This window comes from Kitasatospora sp. NPDC001175 (genome assembly GCF_053598215.1).
In genome coordinates, this window is record NZ_JBSFJU010000005.1 from 176,123 (window position 1) to 191,740 (window position 15,618).

15 protein-coding genes and 1 tRNA gene are annotated in these 15,618 nt (G+C 71.9%); 7 read left to right on the top strand and 9 right to left on the bottom strand.

Translation table 11 applies throughout. The annotated features are described in order from the left end of the window. Nucleotides 1–27 precede the first annotated feature (27 nt). A complete protein-coding gene (locus ACWDAK_RS06130) occupies nucleotides 28–903 on the bottom strand; it encodes a trypsin-like serine peptidase (RefSeq protein ID WP_344634369.1) in 876 nt (291 codons plus the stop codon). A 245-nt stretch (nucleotides 904–1,148) separates the two neighbouring features. On the opposite strand from ACWDAK_RS06130, the gene ACWDAK_RS06135 reads away from it, so the two are divergent. Continuing rightward, nucleotides 1,149–1,222, top strand: a tRNA-Ile gene (locus tag ACWDAK_RS06135). Nucleotides 1,223–1,572: 350 nt separating this feature from the next. Here ACWDAK_RS06135 and ACWDAK_RS06140 read toward each other — a convergent pair. Next, nucleotides 1,573–2,337: a polysaccharide deacetylase family protein gene (locus tag ACWDAK_RS06140; protein ID WP_427392906.1), complete on the bottom strand. Its 765-nt coding sequence runs from the start codon at nucleotides 2,335–2,337 to the stop codon at nucleotides 1,573–1,575. A gap of 288 nt (nucleotides 2,338–2,625) precedes the next feature. Between ACWDAK_RS06140 and ACWDAK_RS06145 the strand changes: the two genes are divergently transcribed. The 3 genes from ACWDAK_RS06145 to ACWDAK_RS06155 all read left to right on the top strand — a co-directional run bounded on the left by ACWDAK_RS06145 (nucleotide 2,626) and on the right by ACWDAK_RS06155 (nucleotide 4,824). Further along, on the top strand, nucleotides 2,626–3,000 hold the full coding sequence (locus ACWDAK_RS06145) for a hypothetical protein (RefSeq protein WP_344634367.1): 375 nt from the start codon (nucleotides 2,626–2,628) through the stop codon (nucleotides 2,998–3,000). A gap of 147 nt (nucleotides 3,001–3,147) precedes the next feature. Beyond that, nucleotides 3,148–3,876: a class F sortase gene (locus ACWDAK_RS06150; RefSeq protein ID WP_427392907.1), complete on the top strand. Its 729-nt coding sequence runs from the start codon at nucleotides 3,148–3,150 to the stop codon at nucleotides 3,874–3,876. Nucleotides 3,877–3,915: 39 nt separating this feature from the next. Continuing rightward, nucleotides 3,916–4,824 carry a 1-aminocyclopropane-1-carboxylate deaminase/D-cysteine desulfhydrase gene (locus ACWDAK_RS06155; RefSeq protein WP_427392908.1) on the top strand — a complete coding sequence of 303 codons (909 nt, stop codon included), beginning with the start codon at nucleotides 3,916–3,918 and terminating at the stop codon, nucleotides 4,822–4,824. Between the two features lie 41 nt (nucleotides 4,825–4,865). On the opposite strand, the gene ACWDAK_RS06160 is transcribed toward ACWDAK_RS06155, so the two are convergent. Both ACWDAK_RS06160 and ACWDAK_RS06165 read right to left on the bottom strand, forming a co-directional pair. Further along, complete coding sequence (locus tag ACWDAK_RS06160; protein ID WP_344634364.1) at nucleotides 4,866–6,365, bottom strand: LCP family protein; 1,500 nt, start codon at nucleotides 6,363–6,365, stop codon at nucleotides 4,866–4,868. Nucleotides 6,366–6,521: 156 nt separating this feature from the next. Next, nucleotides 6,522–7,019 (bottom strand): MarR family winged helix-turn-helix transcriptional regulator, encoded by a 498-nt coding sequence (locus ACWDAK_RS06165; RefSeq protein WP_344634363.1) that lies wholly within the window; start codon nucleotides 7,017–7,019, stop codon nucleotides 6,522–6,524. Between the two features lie 114 nt (nucleotides 7,020–7,133). Between ACWDAK_RS06165 and ACWDAK_RS06170 the strand changes: the two genes are divergently transcribed. Together ACWDAK_RS06170 and ACWDAK_RS06175 are read left to right on the top strand one after the other, a co-directional pair. Continuing rightward, on the top strand, nucleotides 7,134–8,174 hold the full coding sequence (locus ACWDAK_RS06170; RefSeq protein ID WP_427392909.1) for an NADP-dependent oxidoreductase: 1,041 nt from the start codon (nucleotides 7,134–7,136) through the stop codon (nucleotides 8,172–8,174). Between the two features lie 362 nt (nucleotides 8,175–8,536). After that, a complete protein-coding gene (locus ACWDAK_RS06175; protein WP_344634361.1) occupies nucleotides 8,537–9,031 on the top strand; it encodes a DUF3145 domain-containing protein in 495 nt (164 codons plus the stop codon). Between the two features lie 176 nt (nucleotides 9,032–9,207). On the opposite strand, the gene fabF is transcribed toward ACWDAK_RS06175, so the two are convergent. The 5 genes from fabF to ACWDAK_RS06200 form a co-directional block, all read right to left on the bottom strand. Beyond that, the gene (gene fabF / locus ACWDAK_RS06180) at nucleotides 9,208–10,473 is read right to left on the bottom strand and encodes a beta-ketoacyl-ACP synthase II (RefSeq protein ID WP_344634360.1); all 1,266 of its coding nucleotides are present in this window, start codon (nucleotides 10,471–10,473) and stop codon (nucleotides 9,208–9,210) included. Between the two features lie 146 nt (nucleotides 10,474–10,619). After that, on the bottom strand, nucleotides 10,620–10,862 hold the full coding sequence (locus ACWDAK_RS06185; protein ID WP_425557505.1) for an acyl carrier protein: 243 nt from the start codon (nucleotides 10,860–10,862) through the stop codon (nucleotides 10,620–10,622). 115 nt (nucleotides 10,863–10,977) lie between these two features. After that, entirely contained in the window at nucleotides 10,978–12,009 is a 1,032-nt protein-coding gene (locus ACWDAK_RS06190; RefSeq protein WP_344634359.1) for a beta-ketoacyl-ACP synthase III, read from the bottom strand. Next, complete coding sequence (locus ACWDAK_RS06195; RefSeq protein ID WP_344634358.1) at nucleotides 12,006–12,950, bottom strand: ACP S-malonyltransferase; 945 nt, start codon at nucleotides 12,948–12,950, stop codon at nucleotides 12,006–12,008. Before ACWDAK_RS06195 ends, ACWDAK_RS06190 begins: the two co-directional genes overlap by 4 nt. Before the next feature lie 93 nt (nucleotides 12,951–13,043). Further along, entirely contained in the window at nucleotides 13,044–14,219 is a 1,176-nt protein-coding gene (locus ACWDAK_RS06200) for a PucR family transcriptional regulator (RefSeq protein ID WP_425557515.1), read from the bottom strand. A 306-nt stretch (nucleotides 14,220–14,525) separates the two neighbouring features. On the opposite strand from ACWDAK_RS06200, the gene ACWDAK_RS06205 reads away from it, so the two are divergent. After that, complete coding sequence (locus ACWDAK_RS06205; protein WP_344634357.1) at nucleotides 14,526–15,302, top strand: pirin family protein; 777 nt, start codon at nucleotides 14,526–14,528, stop codon at nucleotides 15,300–15,302. Nucleotides 15,303–15,618 lie beyond the last annotated feature (316 nt).

Consider the following 15,618-nt stretch of genomic DNA (forward strand, 5'->3'; position numbering starts at 1 on the left):
GATCTACCAGGCGAGGAGCCCGATGCGCTAGCCGGTGGCCCGATCGTAGAGGGACCTGACCTGCGGACCGAAATAGCTGGTGTACGAGACGTCGGGGGTGTTCCCGCCCTGCTGGTAGCCGCCGATCACACCGACGATGGTGCCGGTTCCGCTGGCGGCGTCGGGTTCGGTGATCCACGGGCTGCCGCTGGTACCGCCGGTGTAGGCGGGGCACTCGATCCGGAGCTGGGTGGGGCTCTGCTCGGTGGTGTTGTTGGCGCAGGTGATCGGGGCGTCGCCGCTGCTGGGGTAGCCGGTGATCCGGACCGGCAGCTGGTATCCCTTGCCGATCCCCAGGGTGCTGGCGCCGAGCACCTGCTGGATCTGCATGCCGCTCTGCGGCTGGACGATCGCGAAGGCCACGTCCATGTCCTCGTTCCCGCTGTCCTTCCAGCTCTGGTCGACGGTGATCGACACCAGCGGCCACACCCCGTTGGGCGCCTCGCCGTTGCGGTAGCCGGGGACGAAGACCAGGTCGCTGCGCTGGCCGGTCGTCGGGTCGTAGACGCAGTGCGCGGCGGTCACGATCAGGTTCTGGCCGGCGCTGTCGACCACGCTGGCGGTGCAGAAGTGGTCACCCTCCGCGTTGTGCGTGAAGACGGCTCCGACCTGGGCGTTGAGCGGGTTGGCGCGGGCGGTGTGGGTCGTACCGGGGTGCTTGGTGATCGCGGCGAGCAGGCGCTTGCGGCTCCAGCCGTGGGCGGCGGCGCTCCCGCTCGGGCTCGCCGCGCGGCTGCCGGAGGAGGCCGCCGACCGGCTCGGCCCGCCGGTCGGGGCCGTGGAGGACGTGCAGCCGGTCGCGGCCAGCCCGAGGACGCTGACGGCCGCGCACACCCGCCGGCCGATCCGTCTGCGAACCGCCACCTGTCCACCGCCCTGGTCCGCCCGTGCTATCGGATCACCCGTACTGCCCCGTGTCGATTTCCCGGCCTCACCCATCGGGCGGATTGCCGCCAGGTCGGCCCACCCGGAGGGGGTGGCGCACACCTCGGCATACTCGGATGCGGCCCCGGGCGCGCATCAGGACTGATCGACCAGCTATGCTGCCGGGGACGCCCTGAAGGGCTGTCTGCTGCTGCACCGGCTGCTGCCCGGCTGCGCGGCGAACCGGGGCGGTAGCTCAGCCGGTTAGAGCAGGGGACTCATAATCCCTTGGTCGTGGGTTCGAGTCCCACCCGCCCCACCGTTCGATATGACTGGCTGTTCGAAAAAAACTGCCGCTGACCTGCGGGAACATATGAACCGCCTGTGAGAACTGTAAGGGCATGACTACCCATCAGGCGCGGTGACATGCCAGGGTTCACCCGCTTGGGGGCATCTTGGTGTCATCGCGTTGACGGGTGTGCCGGTGCCGGGCTCCGGCAGGTGGCCATGGCGTGGCGCGGCCGGTCCGCTCCCGGGTGAGCGGTGCGACCGACCGAGGTCCTCCCGCCGGGGCTGTGGAAGCCCGCCGGTCCGATCGGCTCGACCGGCCTGATCGCCTCGCGGGTGAACGCCGTACCGGTGCTGTGCCGGTGTCCGATGGGCTGCGGCTCATCGGGGCGTGGTGAAGCGGTAGCCCTCGCCGAGCAGGACCGGCAGGTAGCCGCGCAGGGCGGCGATGGTCTGCGAGCGGTCGCCGCCTCCGTCGTGGTTGAGCACGATGGCGCCGGGACGGATGCCCTCCAGTACCCGGCTGGTGATCGCCTCGGTGCCCGGACAGGCCCAGTCGCGAGGGTCGACGGACCAGCCCATCGGGCGCATCCCGAGCTCCGCGCAGGTCCGCAGCGCGACGTCCGACCAGTCGCCGCCGGGAGCACGGAACCAGGCGACGGGCTTGCCGGTGGTCTGTTGGAGCAGGTCCGAGGTGCGCTCCAGCTCGCTGCGAACCCGGGAATCGGGCAGGTGTCGCAGGTCGGGGTGGGTCCAGGTGTGGTTGGCGACGTGGTGGCCCGCGCCGGCGATGGCCCGGACGAGGTCGGGGTGCTGGGCCGCGTTCTCGCCGATCAGGAAGAAGGTGGCCTGGATCCCGTGCTGGTGGAGCAGCTCCAGCACCTCGGGGGTGTGGGTGGGGTGCGGACCGTCGTCGAGGGTGAGGGCGACCACGCGGTCCGACGCCCCCAGCTCGAAGAGCGGATCGGCGGTGGGGCGCGCCTGGTGGGTGGCCGGGGGCGGGCCGGGTACCGCCGCCGGTGAGCGGGTGCCGGCGGGCGGCGGGCCGGAGGGGGTGGCGGTGCTCCGGTCCCCGGCGGACGGTCCGCAGGAACCGGACGACAGTACGGCGACTCCGGCGATGCCCAGAAGCATCCTGCGGGACACGATCTGATGATGCGACAACATGGCCGGATCTTTTCCTCGGTCCCGGCGACGCCACGCCGACCGGCGGCCGTACCGGCCCCCGATGCCACCCTGACAGCTGAACCGGAGTCAGCTGCAATCGGCCGTCCGTGGGCGCGCCGGACACCCGGGAGGCGAACCCTCACCCGGATGAGAGCCAGCGGTGGCGAGTGTCCGTCAGGTGACTGACGGTGATGGGAGCGTGAGTCCGCGAATCCCCGAGCCGGTGACCGAGCCGCAGTCGTCCGGACCCGCCGGAAGGATCATCCCATGCGTGTGCAGCCCACCACCCTCGCCGGGGTGGCCGTCGCCGTCGTCCTCGCCGTCGGTGCTCCGGCCGCCCACGCGGTGGGCGGCTCGGAGGCGCCGTCCGACCGGAAGGCGGCCCCGGGCGACCCCGCGGCCGTCATCGGCCAGCAGATCCGGGCGGACGGGGGCGTCGAGGACGGAGGGAAGAGCGGCGGCTCCCACAAGGAGCGCTCCCGTGAGGAGGGGCGCAAGTCGCGCGGCTCGGCCCACACCGGCGGTGGCGGCCTGGCGGTCCCCGGTGGCGGCCTGGCCTCCGGTACGGCGCTGATGGGTGCAGGTCTGGTCCTGGGGGCATACGCCCTGCGCCTGCGCAGGGCCGCGGGTGGCGCGAGCTGATGGCTCGGAAACCCCTGTCCCGCCATGGCGGGCGCGTGGGCGGACGGGGTCCGGCGGGGCCCGGTCGACGTCGACTTCCGGATGCTTCCGACCCCGTGAGCCTTCCCGGACCGGGGCGGACCAGAGATGAGAGAGGTGCCAACGCCGATGGACGACGGGACCACCCCGCCCGAGGCCGGAGAGCCGGCCAGGTGCGGCCGGGACGGCAATCAGCGGCTCCTCAAGTGGGCGATGGGCGCGGCGGCGCTGGGGGTGGTGGTGATCTACCAGTCCGTCAACCCGCACACGGTCACCCTGCCGCCGCCGACCGCCGCCGTGGCGGTGCCCCCGACCGCCGCACCGCCGGCCGCCGGTGCGCCCGCGGCGAAGTCCCCCGGAGCCCCGGCTGCCGTCAACACGACACCCTCGCTCGGCCGCTCCAAGCCGACCAAGATCAAGATCCCCCGGCTGCGCGTCGAGGCGCCCTTCACCGAACTCGGCCTGGACAAGGCGGGCGCACTGGAAGTCCCGCCCGCCGACAACCCCAACCTGGTCGGCTGGTTCCGCGAGGGGCCCACGCCGGGTGAGCGCGGCGCCGCGCTGCTCGTCGGGCACGTGGACACCACCAAGGGCCCCGCGGTCTTCCTGATGGTGCGCACACTGGCCCCCGGCGACACCGTGGAGATCACCAGGGCCGACCGCACCGTGGCGGTCTTCGCGGTGGACGCGGTGAAGACCTATCCGAAGAACGGCTTCCCGGACAACGAGGTGTACGCGGACGCCCCTGACGCCCAGCTGCGCCTGATCACCTGTGGCGGCACTTACAACCGCAAGACGAAGGACTACTCCGAGAACATCGTCGCCTTCGCCCACCTCCAGTCCTCCCGGAAGGCCTGAGCCGCCGGACCGGGGTCGTCGCTTCCGTATGCTGGCCGGATGCTCAGCCCCGCCGCCCTGCCGACCCCGCTACAGGTCCTGACCGACCCCGTGCTCGCCCGGGCGGGCATCGAGCTGCGGCTGAAGCGGGACGACCTGGCGCACCCGACCGTCCCCGGCAACAAGTGGCGAAAGCTGGCCCCGAACCTGGCGCGGGCCCTCGCCGACGGGCACACCAGGCTGCTCACGTTCGGCGGCGCGTACTCGACGCACGTACGGGCGGTGGCGGCGGCCGCCCAGGCGCTGGGGCTGTCCGCGGTGGGGGTGATCCGGGGCGAGGAGCTGGCGGCGGCGCCGCGGAACTGGTCGCTGCGGGCCGCCGAGGCGTCAGGGATGGAGCTGGAGTTCGTCTCCCGCTCGACGTACCGGGGCCTGGTGACCGGGGAGCACCAGGGGTACGGGGAACTGCTGGAACGCTGGGGGCGCTGTCTGGTGCTGCCGGAGGGCGGGTCCAACGCCCTGGCGGTCCGAGGGGCGGCGCAGATCCCGGCGGAGATCCCCGGGCTGGGGGAGCGCGACGTCCTCTGCTGCCCGGTCGGCACCGGCGGCACACTCGCCGGGATCGCCGCCGGGTTGCCGGTCGGTGCGCGGGCGCTCGGGGTGGCCGTGCTGCGCGGCGAGGGCTACCTGGAGCGCGAGGTGATGCAGCTTCATAAGGATTCCCATGGGCGGGAGTTCGGCAACTGGCGGATCCACCATGGTCACCACGGCGGCGGCTACGGGAAGGTCCCGGCCGAAGTGGAGGAGTTCGCCGTGGAGTTCGAGCGGCGGCACCGGGTTGCGGTGGAGCGGCGGTACGTGGCCAAGACGCTGCTCGCCGTCCACGACCTGGCCGCGGCAGGGGAGTTGGTGCCGGGGACCAGAGTGACCGTGGTGGTCACCGGGTTGCCCGATCCCGTGAGTCCCTAGGCGGGGACGCGGGTCTGCGCGCGAGCCGCGCGCCGTGGGCCTCACCCGAAGGAGAGGTCGGAGCAGAGGTCGCTGTCGGCGGCTCGGGTGTTCTCGGTGATGGTGGTCGGGATGGTGGTGGGCAGGGCGCTGGGGGCGGCGGCCGGGTTGTAGTCGCGGCCCAGGGTGACGGTGATGCCATCGGCGGACGAGTCCGCCCTGAGGGTGGCTCCGGGGAAGTACTGGGCGAGCTGCTGGGCGGCGCCCTGCTGGTCCGGGGCGTATTTGAGCAGCGTGGTGTCGCGGCCGTCGGCGTCCGGACCGAGGCTGACGTTCTGGTAGCCCTTCGCCTTGAGGGCGTCGGCCGCCTGTCGGGCGATACCGCCGCTCCCGGAGCCGTTGACGACGGTCACCGGCAGATCGGCGGTGGTCGCGGCGGTGGCGGGAGCCGAGGCGGACGGGGAGGCGGAAGGGCCGGCCGACGGGGTGGTCGAGGAGGACGCGGCCGCGCCGGTCTGACCGGTGCTTCTGCCATCGAGGGTCTTGTCCTGCCGCAGCAGGTTCCACAGCTGCTCGGCGTCGGGATGGACGAGCGCGACCCGCTCGCCCGAGTAACGCCACGGCACCGTGACGAAGTTGAGGTCCTTGAGCTTGATGTTCTGCAGCGACTGCGCGAAGTCGGCGAGCTTCATCGCGGTGCCCAGCTCGGGGTCGACGGTCAGTGACTTGGTGGCGGCGTCGGCCAGCGGGAGCAGGGTGGCCGGGTTGAGGCCCTCGCCCTGGACCTTTTTGACCAGCGAGGAGACGAATGCCTGCTGGCGCTTCATCCGGCCTATGTCGGAGCCGTCGCCGAAACCGTGCCGCGCCCTGACGTAGTCCAGCGCCTGCTGCCCCGAGAGGGACTGGCGGCCCTTGGTGAGCTTTATCCCGTACGAGTCGACGTCGCCCGGAACGCAGACGTCCACGCCGTGCACGGCGTCGGTCATCGCGGCGAAGCCCTTGAAGTCCACCACGACGGTGTGGTCGACCCGCAGGCCGGTGAGCGCCTCGACGGTGTTCTGGGTGCAGGCGGGGTTGCCCTGCGGGAACTCGCCGACGGTGAACGCCGAGTTGAACATCTGGTTGGCGTGCGCGGTGGTCCATCTGCCGTCGGGCAGCTTGCACGGCGGTATCGTCACCAGGGTGTCGCGGGGTATGGACACCCCGACGGCGTGCCGGTGGTCGCCGTAGATGTGCAGCAGTATCGCGGTGTCGGAGTGACCGACCCCCAGATCGCCGCCGCCGAGGGAGTCGTTGCCGTTGTCCCGGCTGTCGGAGCCGAGCAGCAGCACGTTGACCGGCTGCCCGCCGCCGGGCGCGGGATGCGCGACCGGGGGTCGGCTGGGGGCGATGCCGCCCGCATCGAAGGTGCTGATGTTGTGGTCGATGTGCCAGTAGAACCAGGCGCCGCCGCCAGCGGTGGCCAGCAGTAGGACGGCGGCCGTGGCTCCGGCGGCCCGGGCCAGTCGCACCCGGAGGGAGCCGGGAGTGCCGTTCGCGGGGCGGCTCTTGGCGTCGGTCATCATCAGCGCTCTCTGTGCGGCCGCCCGGGTGCTCCGGCAGGCTGGTGCGGGTTCTCACTCGTCAGACGGTTCGGCGAGGGCGTCCGGTTACACGAGTGCGCACCCTAGCAAGGGAGACCCGCACGGCTGCGATCCCCCCGGCGGCGAGAGAGCACATCAGGAGTGCGCTTGTTCCACGGCATTGGCCGGAGTGCGGCGCTCCGGGTCCGCGCCTTCGAGCATCCGGCGCAGCAGGTCGCGCAGCTGCGCCCGCTCGTCCTCGGCGAGGGCGGCCAGCGGCTCGCGGGCGAAGTTGAGGGACTCGCGCAGCTCCTCGGAGGCGTCCCTGCCGGTGTCGGTGGCAGCGACCAGCTTGACCCGGCGGTCCTGTGGATCGGCCTCACGGGTGACGAACCCGCGGTTCTCCAGCCGGTCCACGATGCCGGTGATGTTGGATGGCTCGCAGCTCAGCGTCTGGGCGATGTGGCGCATCGGCATGGGGCCGCGTCTCAGCAGCGCGAGCACCTTGGCCTGGGCGCCGGTGAGCGATCGGGCGGCGGCGGCCTCCTCGTACTCCCGGTGGAAGAGCGCGACCAGGCTCGCCATGAGGTCCACGACCTCGCGGGTGATCGCGTCGGCTGGCGGCGGGGCGACCGGATTCGGTGGCATCTCCATGCCGTCCAGTGTAGCTGGAAAGTTGACAACGTGAACCTTTCATGTCCACGATTGCTTTAGTAGGTCAACCTTTCAGGGTGGCCGGTTCAGGGACGACACAGTGGGAGTGCAGCCATGTCAGAGCAGGCGGCAACGGAGCGGGCGGTACCCACCACGGGCCGTGAGTGGCACCTGGTGGCCAGGCCGGAGGGCTGGCCGAAGCCCGGCGACTTCGCTCTGGTGGAGGCCGGGGTCAGGCAGCCGGGGCCGGGTGAGGTCCTGGTCCGCAACGTTTACATGTCGGTCGACCCCTACATGCGCGGGCGGATGAACGATGTCCGGTCCTATGTCCCGCCGTTCCAGCTCGGTGCGGTGATGGAGGGCGGCGCGGTCGGCTACGTGGTGGCCTCGCAGGCCGAGGGCTTCGAGGTGGGCGACGCGGTGCTGCACGGCCTCGGCTGGCGCGAGTACGCCACCGTCGACGCCAAGCACGCGGTCAAGGTCGACTCCGAACTCGCCCCGCTCTCCTACTACCTGGGCATCCTCGGCATGCCAGGCCTGACCGCCTATGCCGGTCTGCTCGAGGTCGCGAGCTTCAAGCCGGGCGACTCCGTCTTCGTCTCCGGTGCGGCCGGCGCGGTCGGCTCGCTGGTCGGCCAGATCGCCAGGCTCAAGGGCGCGGGCCGGGTGATCGGTTCGGCCGGCTCGGCCGAGAAGGTGGCCAAGCTGGTGGGCGACTACGGCTTCGACGCGGCCTTCAACTACAAGGACGGACCGGTCCACGACCAGCTGACCGAGGCCGCACCCGACGGTATCGACGTCTACTTCGACAACGTCGGCGGCGACCACCTGGAGGCCGCGATCGCCGCACTCAAGGTGCACGGCCGGGTCACCCTGTGCGGCGCGATCTCGCAGTACAACGCCACCAGCGCCCCGAAGGGCCCGCGCAACCTGGCGCTGGCCATCGGCAAGCGGCTGCGCCTGCAGGGCATGCTGGTCCGCGACCACGCCGCGCTCCAGTCGCAGTTCGTCGCCGAGATGGCGGGCTGGCTGAAGGACGGCAGCCTGCACTACGACGAGACCGTGGTGGACGGCGTGGAGAACGCCGCCGAGGCCTTCCTCGGCATGCTGCGCGGTGACAACACCGGCAAGATGGTGGTCAAGCTGGCTCCATGACGGATCGTCGAGAAGTCTGAGCGCCCCTGCGGACCTGTTCCGCGGGGGCGCTTCGCATGCCGTCCGGGGGCGTTCTGCGTGCGGATCCCGCCTTTTCGGCGGAGCGTCAGGTTCGGGGTGCGGCGGCACGATTGCGGTTTTCGGATGGGGCCGTTCGGGGGAGAGATTCGGAAAGGGGTAGACCTCGTGGCGGATCTGGCTAGCATTGAGCGAGAGCTTGTCCGTTTTGCTCAACTTGATGACCTAATGTCGAATGAGTTGGGCGCCACGGGGGCAGGAACTGGTCAGGCAGTGAGGCCGGGCCGGTGGCGGGTACGAGGCAGCTGGGGAAGGCGACCCTCGTCCACAGCCTGGAGGTCCCGGTGACGACTCGTGGAGTCCTGTACATCCACTCCGCGCCCCGCGCGCTGTGCCCGCACGTCGAGTGGGCGGTCGCAGGCGTACTCGGTGTGCGGGTGAGCCTCGACTGGATCCGCCAGCCGGCCGCACCCGGTCACTGGCGTGCCGAGTTCTCCTGGCAGGGTGAGCCCGGCACCGCGTCGAAGCTGGCATCCGCCCTGCGCGGCTGGCAGCTGATCCGGTACGAGGTGACCAGTGAGCCCTGCGCCACCGCGGAGGGAGAGCGCTACAGCAGCACGCCGGCGCTCGGTATCTTCCACGCGGTCACCGGCATCCACGGGGACATCCTGATTCCGGAGGACCGGCTGCGGGCGGTGCTGCTGCGGGCCAAGACGGAGGGTGGCAACCTGGAGGCCGAGCTGGCGCGGCTGCTCGGCAAGCCGTGGGACGACGAGCTCGAACCCTTCCGCTACGCCGGTGAGGGGGCCCCGGTGCGCTGGCTGCACCAGGTGGTCTAGCCGCGCTTCAGGGGGTCGCGGCCTGCCGACTCCCCGTACCTCTGGGGGCAGCCCGCAGCCCCGGAAGCAGCGCACGTCCCAGATGCCCGGAGGTCCGCCCGTACGGGGATACGGCGTGCCGAACGCCCGAGGGCCGTACCGGTGATCCGGTACGGCCCTCGAGTGCTGGCGATGCGTCAGACGGTGCGGAAGGCGAGGACCACGTTGTGGCCGCCGAAGCCGAAGGAGTTGTTGAGGGCGGCGATGCGGCCCTCGGGGAGCTTGCGGGGCTCACCGCGCACGATGTCCGCGTCGACGTCGTCGTCCAGGTCGTCGACGTTGACGGTCGGCGGGGCGAGGCGGTTGTGCAGCGCGAGCACGGTGGCCACGGTCTCGATACCGCCGGCACCGCCCAGCAGGTGGCCGGTCATCGACTTGGTGGCCGAGATGGCGATGTGGTCGACGTGCTCGCCGAGTTCCTTGCGCAGCGCCTTGATCTCGGCGACGTCACCCTGCGGGGTCGAGGTGGCGTGCGCGTTGACGTGCACGACCTCGGCCTTGTCCAGGTCGGTCTGCTCGAACAGGCCGGCCAGCGCCTGGGCGATACCGGCACCGGTCGGCTCCGGCTGCGCGATGTGGTGGGCATCGGAGGAGAGGCCCTGGCCGACGGCCTCGCAGTAGACGCGGGCACCGCGGGCGGCGGCGTGCTCGGCCGACTCCAGCACGACCACACCGGCACCCTCGCCGAGCACGAAGCCGTCGCGGGCCTTGTCGTACGGGCGGGAGGCGCGCTGCGGCTCCTCGTTGTTCTTGGACATCGCCATCATGTTGGCGAACGCGACGATCGGCAGCGGGTGGATCGCCGCCTCGGTGCCACCGGCGACCACGACGTCGGCGCGGCCGCTGCGGATCATCTCGATCGCGTAGCCGATCGCCTCGGCGCCGGAAGCGCAGGCGGAGACGGGGGTGTGCACACCAGCGCGGGCGCCGACCTCCAGACCGACGTTGGCCGCCGGGGAGTTGGGCATCAGCATCGGGACGGTGTGCGGGGAGACCTTGCGGACGCCCTTCTCCTTCAGTACGTCGTACTGGTCGAGCAGGGTCGTCACGCCGCCGATGCCGGAGGCGATCACGGTGCCCAGGCGCTCGGGGGTCAGCTTGGAGGACTCGTCGGTGGCGGGGGCCTCGTAGCCGGCGTCGGCCCAGGCCTCGCGGGCCGCGATCACGGCGAACTGCGCCGAGCGGTCCAGCTTGCGGGCCAGCGGACGGGGGAGGACCTCGGCCGGGTCCACGGCGGTGCGCGCGGCGATCCGGACGGGCAGCTCGGCGGCCCACTCCTCGGTCAGCTCGACCACACCGGAACGGCCCTCGAGCAGGCCCTCCCAGAACGAGGCGGCGGTGCCGCCCAGCGGCGTGAAGGCGCCGATACCTGTGACGACCACGGTGCGATTTTCAGCGGTCACTGGTTTCTTCTTCTCTCACGTTGTGCGGGGAGGGTGGGCCGGGCCGGGGATGGGGCCGAAAGTCGGGGCCCTGGGGGGCGGGTGGCCGGCCGGGACGCGTGCGGCGCCCCGGCCGGCGGGTTCGGTCAGCGAAGACCGAAGGTTGATCAGGCGTTGGCCAGGATGTAGTCCACGGCGTCGCCGACGGTCTTCAGGTCCTTGACCTTGTCGTCCGGGATCTTCACCTCGAACTTCTCCTCGGCGGCCACGACGACCTCGACCATGGAGAGCGAGTCGACGTCCAGGTCGTCGGTGAAGGACTTGTCGAGCTCGACGTCCTCGGTCGGGATGCCGGCGATCTCGTTGACGATCTCGGCGAGACCTTCCAGGACCTCGTCCTTGGTAGCCATAATCGGCTGCTCCTCTTCACTGTGGATTGCCAACCGCCCGGCGGACGGTCGGCAGGTTTTCGGTGCCGTACCCCACGGATGCGGGTCACGGTGGTGCAACTGGCGGTGATGTTGCCTAGGGGAGAGTAACGACTGCCGCCGCGTAGACCAGACCCGCCCCGAAGCCGATGATCAGGGCGAGGTCGCCGCTCCTGGCCTCACCGGCCTCCAGCATCCGCTCCATGGCGAGCGGAATGGAGGCGGCGGAGGTGTTGCCGGTCTCGACGATGTCCCGGGCGACCGGGACCGAGTCGGGCAACTTGAGCGCCTTGATCATGGCGTCGGTGATCCGCATGTTGGCCTGGTGCGGGATGAACGCGCCGAGCTGGTCGGCGGTGATCCCGGCCGCGTCCAGCGCCTGCTGGGCGACCTTGGCCATCTCCCACACGGCCCAGCGGAAGACCTTCTGGCCCTCCATCCGCAGCGCGGGCCACCTGACTTCGTCACCGGCGCCGTTGACGGCGTCGGCCTTGCCGAAGGCGGTGTCCCAGGCCTGGGTCTGCGAGATGACGTCCTTCTGGGAGCTGTCCGAACCCCAGATGACCTTGCCGATCCCGGGAGTCTCGGACGGGCCGACGATGGCCGCGCCAGCGCCGTCCCCGAAGATGAAGGCGGTCGACCGGTCCGAGGTGTCGGTCAGGTCGCTGAGCCGCTCCACGCCGATCACCAGCACGTACTCGGCGCTGCCGCCGCGCACCATGCCGTCGGCCAGGCTCAGGCCGTAGCCGAAGCCCGCGCACGCGGCCGAGATGTCGAAGGCCGGGGCGGTGCCGCAGCCGAGTCGTTCGGCGATCTCGGTGGCGATGGCCGGGGTCTGCTTGAGGTGCGAGACGGTGGCGACGATCACGCCGCCGATCTGCGCCGGGTCGATCCCGGCCTGCTTGATCGCCTTCTCGGCCGCCTGGACCGACATCTCGCTGACGGTCTCCTCCGGACCCGCCCAGCGGCGCTCGGCGATCCCGCTGCGGGTGCGGATCCACTCGTCGGAGGAGTCGATCCAATTCAGTACCTCGGCGTTCGGGATCACCCGGACCGGGCGGTAGCCGCCCACTCCGTGGATCCGCGAGTACGCGGCGCCGACCTGGGGGCGGATCTGCGGGACGGTCATGCGTTCTGCTCCTGACCGCTGTGCTCCGCGACCAGCGCGCGTGCCTTGTCGAGATCGGCGGGGGTCTTGAGGGCCAGCGTCGCCACGCCCTTGATGTTGCGCTTGACCAGGTTGGTGAGGGTGCCGGCCGGGGAGAGCTCGATCACCGCGGTGGCGCCGAGCTGCCGCAGGGTCTCCATGCACAGGTCCCAGCGGACCGGGTTGGACACCTGCGACACCAGGCGCGCCAGCACCTCGGCACCGGAGGTCACGACCTCGCCGTCCTTGTTGGAGACGTACGAAACCACCGGGTCGGACACCGTCAGGGTGGGCGCCAGCTTGGCCAGGCGCTCCACGCCCGGGGCCATGTGCTCGGTGTGGAAGGCACCGGCCACCTTGAGCGGGATCAGCCGGGCGCCGGCCGGCGGGTCGGCCTTGAGCGCGGCCAGCTGCTCCAGCGTGCCGGCCGCGACGATCTGCCCGCCGCCGTTGTTGTTGGCGGCCGTCAGGCCGTGCTCGGCCAGCTTGGCGGCCACCGCCTCGGGGTCGCCACCGAGCAGCGCGGCCATCCCGGTCGCGGTCCGGGCGGCGGCCTCGGCCATGGCCAGGCTGCGCTCGCGGACGAAGGTCAGCGCGTCCTCGGCGCTCAGCACCCCGGCACCGGCGGCAGCGGTGATCTCGCCGACGCTGTGGCCGGCGACCGCGCCGACCAGCTTGCGGGCCTCGGCCGCGTCGGGGAACAGGGCACGGGCGGTGAGCAGGCCGGCCGCGACCAGGAGCGGCTGGGCGACGGCGGTGTCCTTGATCTCTTCCTCGCCCGCCTCGGTGCCGAAGCGGACCAGGTCGATCCCGGCCACGGCGGACCAGCGCTGCAGCCGGTCGGCAGCGCCGTCCAGCTCCAGCCAGGGGCTGAGGAAGCCGGGGGTCTGGGCACCCTGTCCAGGGGCGACGATTACGAGCACGGTTCAACCCTCTCTCGCCAGGCACCCGGGGGCGGGTAGGCGACGGTAACGAAGAAAAGCACGCGGGATTGTGGAGTCCCTACAGGGCGGGGGTCAGCCCTGCTCGGCGACCGATCCGAGACGGCCCAGCGCAAGAGCGATGCGCAGGGTGAACGCCGACCGTACGTCGGACGGAGCATAGCCGGTGACGTCGGTCACACGGCGCAGTCGGTAGCGCACGGTGTTCGGGTGGACGAAGAGCATCCTGGCGGCTCCCTCCAAAGAGGAGGCTTGTTCGAGGTAGACACTCAGGGTCTCCAACAGCGCCGAGCCGGCCTCGTCGAGCGGTGTGTAGATCTCCTCCACCAGCTGCCGCCTGGCGGCCTGGTCGCCGGCGAGCGCCCGCTCGGGCAGCAGGTCGTCCGCCAGCACCGGGCGCGGGGCGTCCGGCCAGGCGGCGCAGGCCCGAAGTCCGGCGGCCGCGGCGGCCGCGGACCTGGTCGCGGAGAGCAGGTCGGGCACGGTCGGGCCGACCACCACCGGGCCCGGCGCGAACTGGCCGATCAGCGCCCTGGCGGCGTGCACCGGCTCCTTGTCGCCGCCCACCACCACGACCAGACGCTTGCCCAGCACACCGGTCAGCACGTGCAGCTTGGCGTACCTGGCGGCCCGGCGGATCGCCTCCACCACCAGTTCGCTGTCCCCGTCCGGGGCGCTGCCCATCACCACCCGGACCTGGGTCGGCTGACCCCAGCCCAGCGCGGCCGCCCGGGAGAGCACTCCCTCGTCCGCGTCACCGGAGAGCAGCGAGTTGACGACCAGCGCCTCCAGTCGCGCGTCCCACGCACCGCGCGCCTCCGCCGCCTGGGCGTACACCTGGGCGGTGGCGAAGGCGATCTCGCGTGCGTAGACCAGCACCGACTCGCGCATCCCGGCCTCGTCGCCGGGGGCGGCCACCTCCTCGATGGCCTCCTCCATCACCTCGATGGTGGTGCGGATCAGCTCCACGGTCTGGCGCAGGGTGATCGCCCTGGTCAGTTCGCGCGGTGCGGTGCCGAAGACGTCCGTGGAGATCGCCTGCGGGGCCTCCGGGTGGCGGTACCACTCGGTGAAGGCCGCGATACCCGCCTGGGCCACCAGACCGATCCAGGACCGGTGCTCCGGCGGCATCCGCCGGTACCAGCCCAGTTGGTCGTCCATCCGCGCGATCGCGGCACTGGCCAGCTTGCCCGCCGACTTCTCCAGCCGCTTGAGCGTCGCGGCCCGCAGCTCGGCCCGTTCGGCGGCCAACTTGCGCTCCTGCGCGGTCAGCCGCCCGGGCCTGCCGTTGCGCGGACGCTCGGCGGACTTGGCCGGGGACTTGGCGGCAGCCTTCGCCGGCGCCTGCGCCGGCCCGGTGTCCTCGGGGTCTGGCGCTGTCACCGCGGCTCCACCGGTCGCGGCCTTCACGGGTGCGACCTTGGTGGCCCCGGACTTCTTGTCGGAATTCGCTGAAGCGGCTGGCACAGGACAAGCCTGCCTCACGCCGGTCGGTGCTCGTGCACACCCCCACCGGTTGCGGCGGTGGCCCCGGTCACACCGGCTACGGTGTCAGTCGTGACTGACGCCGCCACCCGCCCCCGTGCCGACCTGCGCCGAGCGCCCGAGCGCTACCGCTCCACGCCGGCCGAAGGCATCGAAACCAGGCACGCCTTCTCCTTCGCCGGGCACTACGACCCGAAGAACACCCACTTCGGCGCGCTGCTCGCCTGCAACGAGGAGACCCTGGCCCCCGGCGCAGGCTTCGACGAGCACCGCCACCGCGACACCGAGATCCTCACCTGGGTCGTCGAGGGCGCCCTGGCCCACCGGGACGGCGACGGCCACGCGGGCGTGGTCCGCCCCGGCATGGTCCAGCACGTCAGTGCGGGTTCCGGCGTCAGCCACACCGAGCGCAACGTCGGCGGGGCCGAGGTGCCGGTGCGGTTCGTCCAGATGTGGCTGCAGCCGGATTCGTTCGACACCCCGCCCGCGTACGGGCTGCGCCGGGTCGAACCGGCCGCGGACGGGCTGACGTTGCTCGCGTCCGGTCTGGAGCGGGACGCCGGTACGGACGCGCTCCGGCTGCGGCGCAGTGACGCCGCGCTCTACCTGGTCACGGCCGGGCCCTGGCAGCCGCTGCCGGCACTGCCGCAGGCGCCCTACCGGTACGTGCACCTGACGGCGGGTTCGCTCGGGTACCGGACCGTGCCCGGGCCGAAGGGCAGCGGGCGGTCGATGGCGGCGGGGGACAGCGTCCGGGTCACCGGGAACGCGTTCGCCGACCCGACCGCGGGGGAGGACGGGGTGGAGCTGCTGTTCTGGGAGATGCACTCGGAGCTGAAGTACGGGTGAGGGCCTCCCCGCGAGGGCGCGGACGGCCAAGTGTGCTGGGTGCCGAATGACTTGGGCCTGACCGGGGCCGGGCGGACGGCTGCGGGTCGCGGCCTTCCGGTGGGGCGGTTCAGCTCGCCCCGGGAGGCTCGGTGGGGCAGGGGGCTTCTGCGGCGCGCGGTTCCCCGGGCCCCGGGGGGCAACCCGCTTGCGCCGAGGGCCAGTCGGGCCGCGCCGGGGATCAGCCGGCCCCTGCCGAGGGGAGTCGGCCCGCGCGGAGGAGTTCCGCCGGCCTGAGCTCGAACGGGTCAACGGGAGCGGCGATGCGGTCGGTGGC

Bases quoted from the DNA above. Each gene is read 5' to 3' on its own strand.
- ACWDAK_RS06190 (WP_344634359.1), bottom strand. From the start codon at position 12,009: ATGACCGTCCCGCAGATCCGCCCCCAGGTCGGCGCCGCGTACTCGCGG.
- ACWDAK_RS06170 (WP_427392909.1), top strand. From the start codon at position 7,134: ATGTCAGAGCAGGCGGCAACGGAGCGGGCGGTACCCACCACGGGCCGT.
- ACWDAK_RS06150 (WP_427392907.1), top strand. From the start codon at position 3,148: ATGGACGACGGGACCACCCCGCCCGAGGCCGGAGAGCCGGCCAGGTGC.
- ACWDAK_RS06145 (WP_344634367.1), top strand. From the start codon at position 2,626: ATGCGTGTGCAGCCCACCACCCTCGCCGGGGTGGCCGTCGCCGTCGTC.
- ACWDAK_RS06165 (WP_344634363.1), bottom strand. From the start codon at position 7,019: ATGGAGATGCCACCGAATCCGGTCGCCCCGCCGCCAGCCGACGCGATC.
- ACWDAK_RS06160 (WP_344634364.1), bottom strand. From the start codon at position 6,365: ATGACCGACGCCAAGAGCCGCCCCGCGAACGGCACTCCCGGCTCCCTC.
- ACWDAK_RS06185 (WP_425557505.1), bottom strand. From the start codon at position 10,862: ATGGCTACCAAGGACGAGGTCCTGGAAGGTCTCGCCGAGATCGTCAAC.
- ACWDAK_RS06155 (WP_427392908.1), top strand. From the start codon at position 3,916: ATGCTCAGCCCCGCCGCCCTGCCGACCCCGCTACAGGTCCTGACCGAC.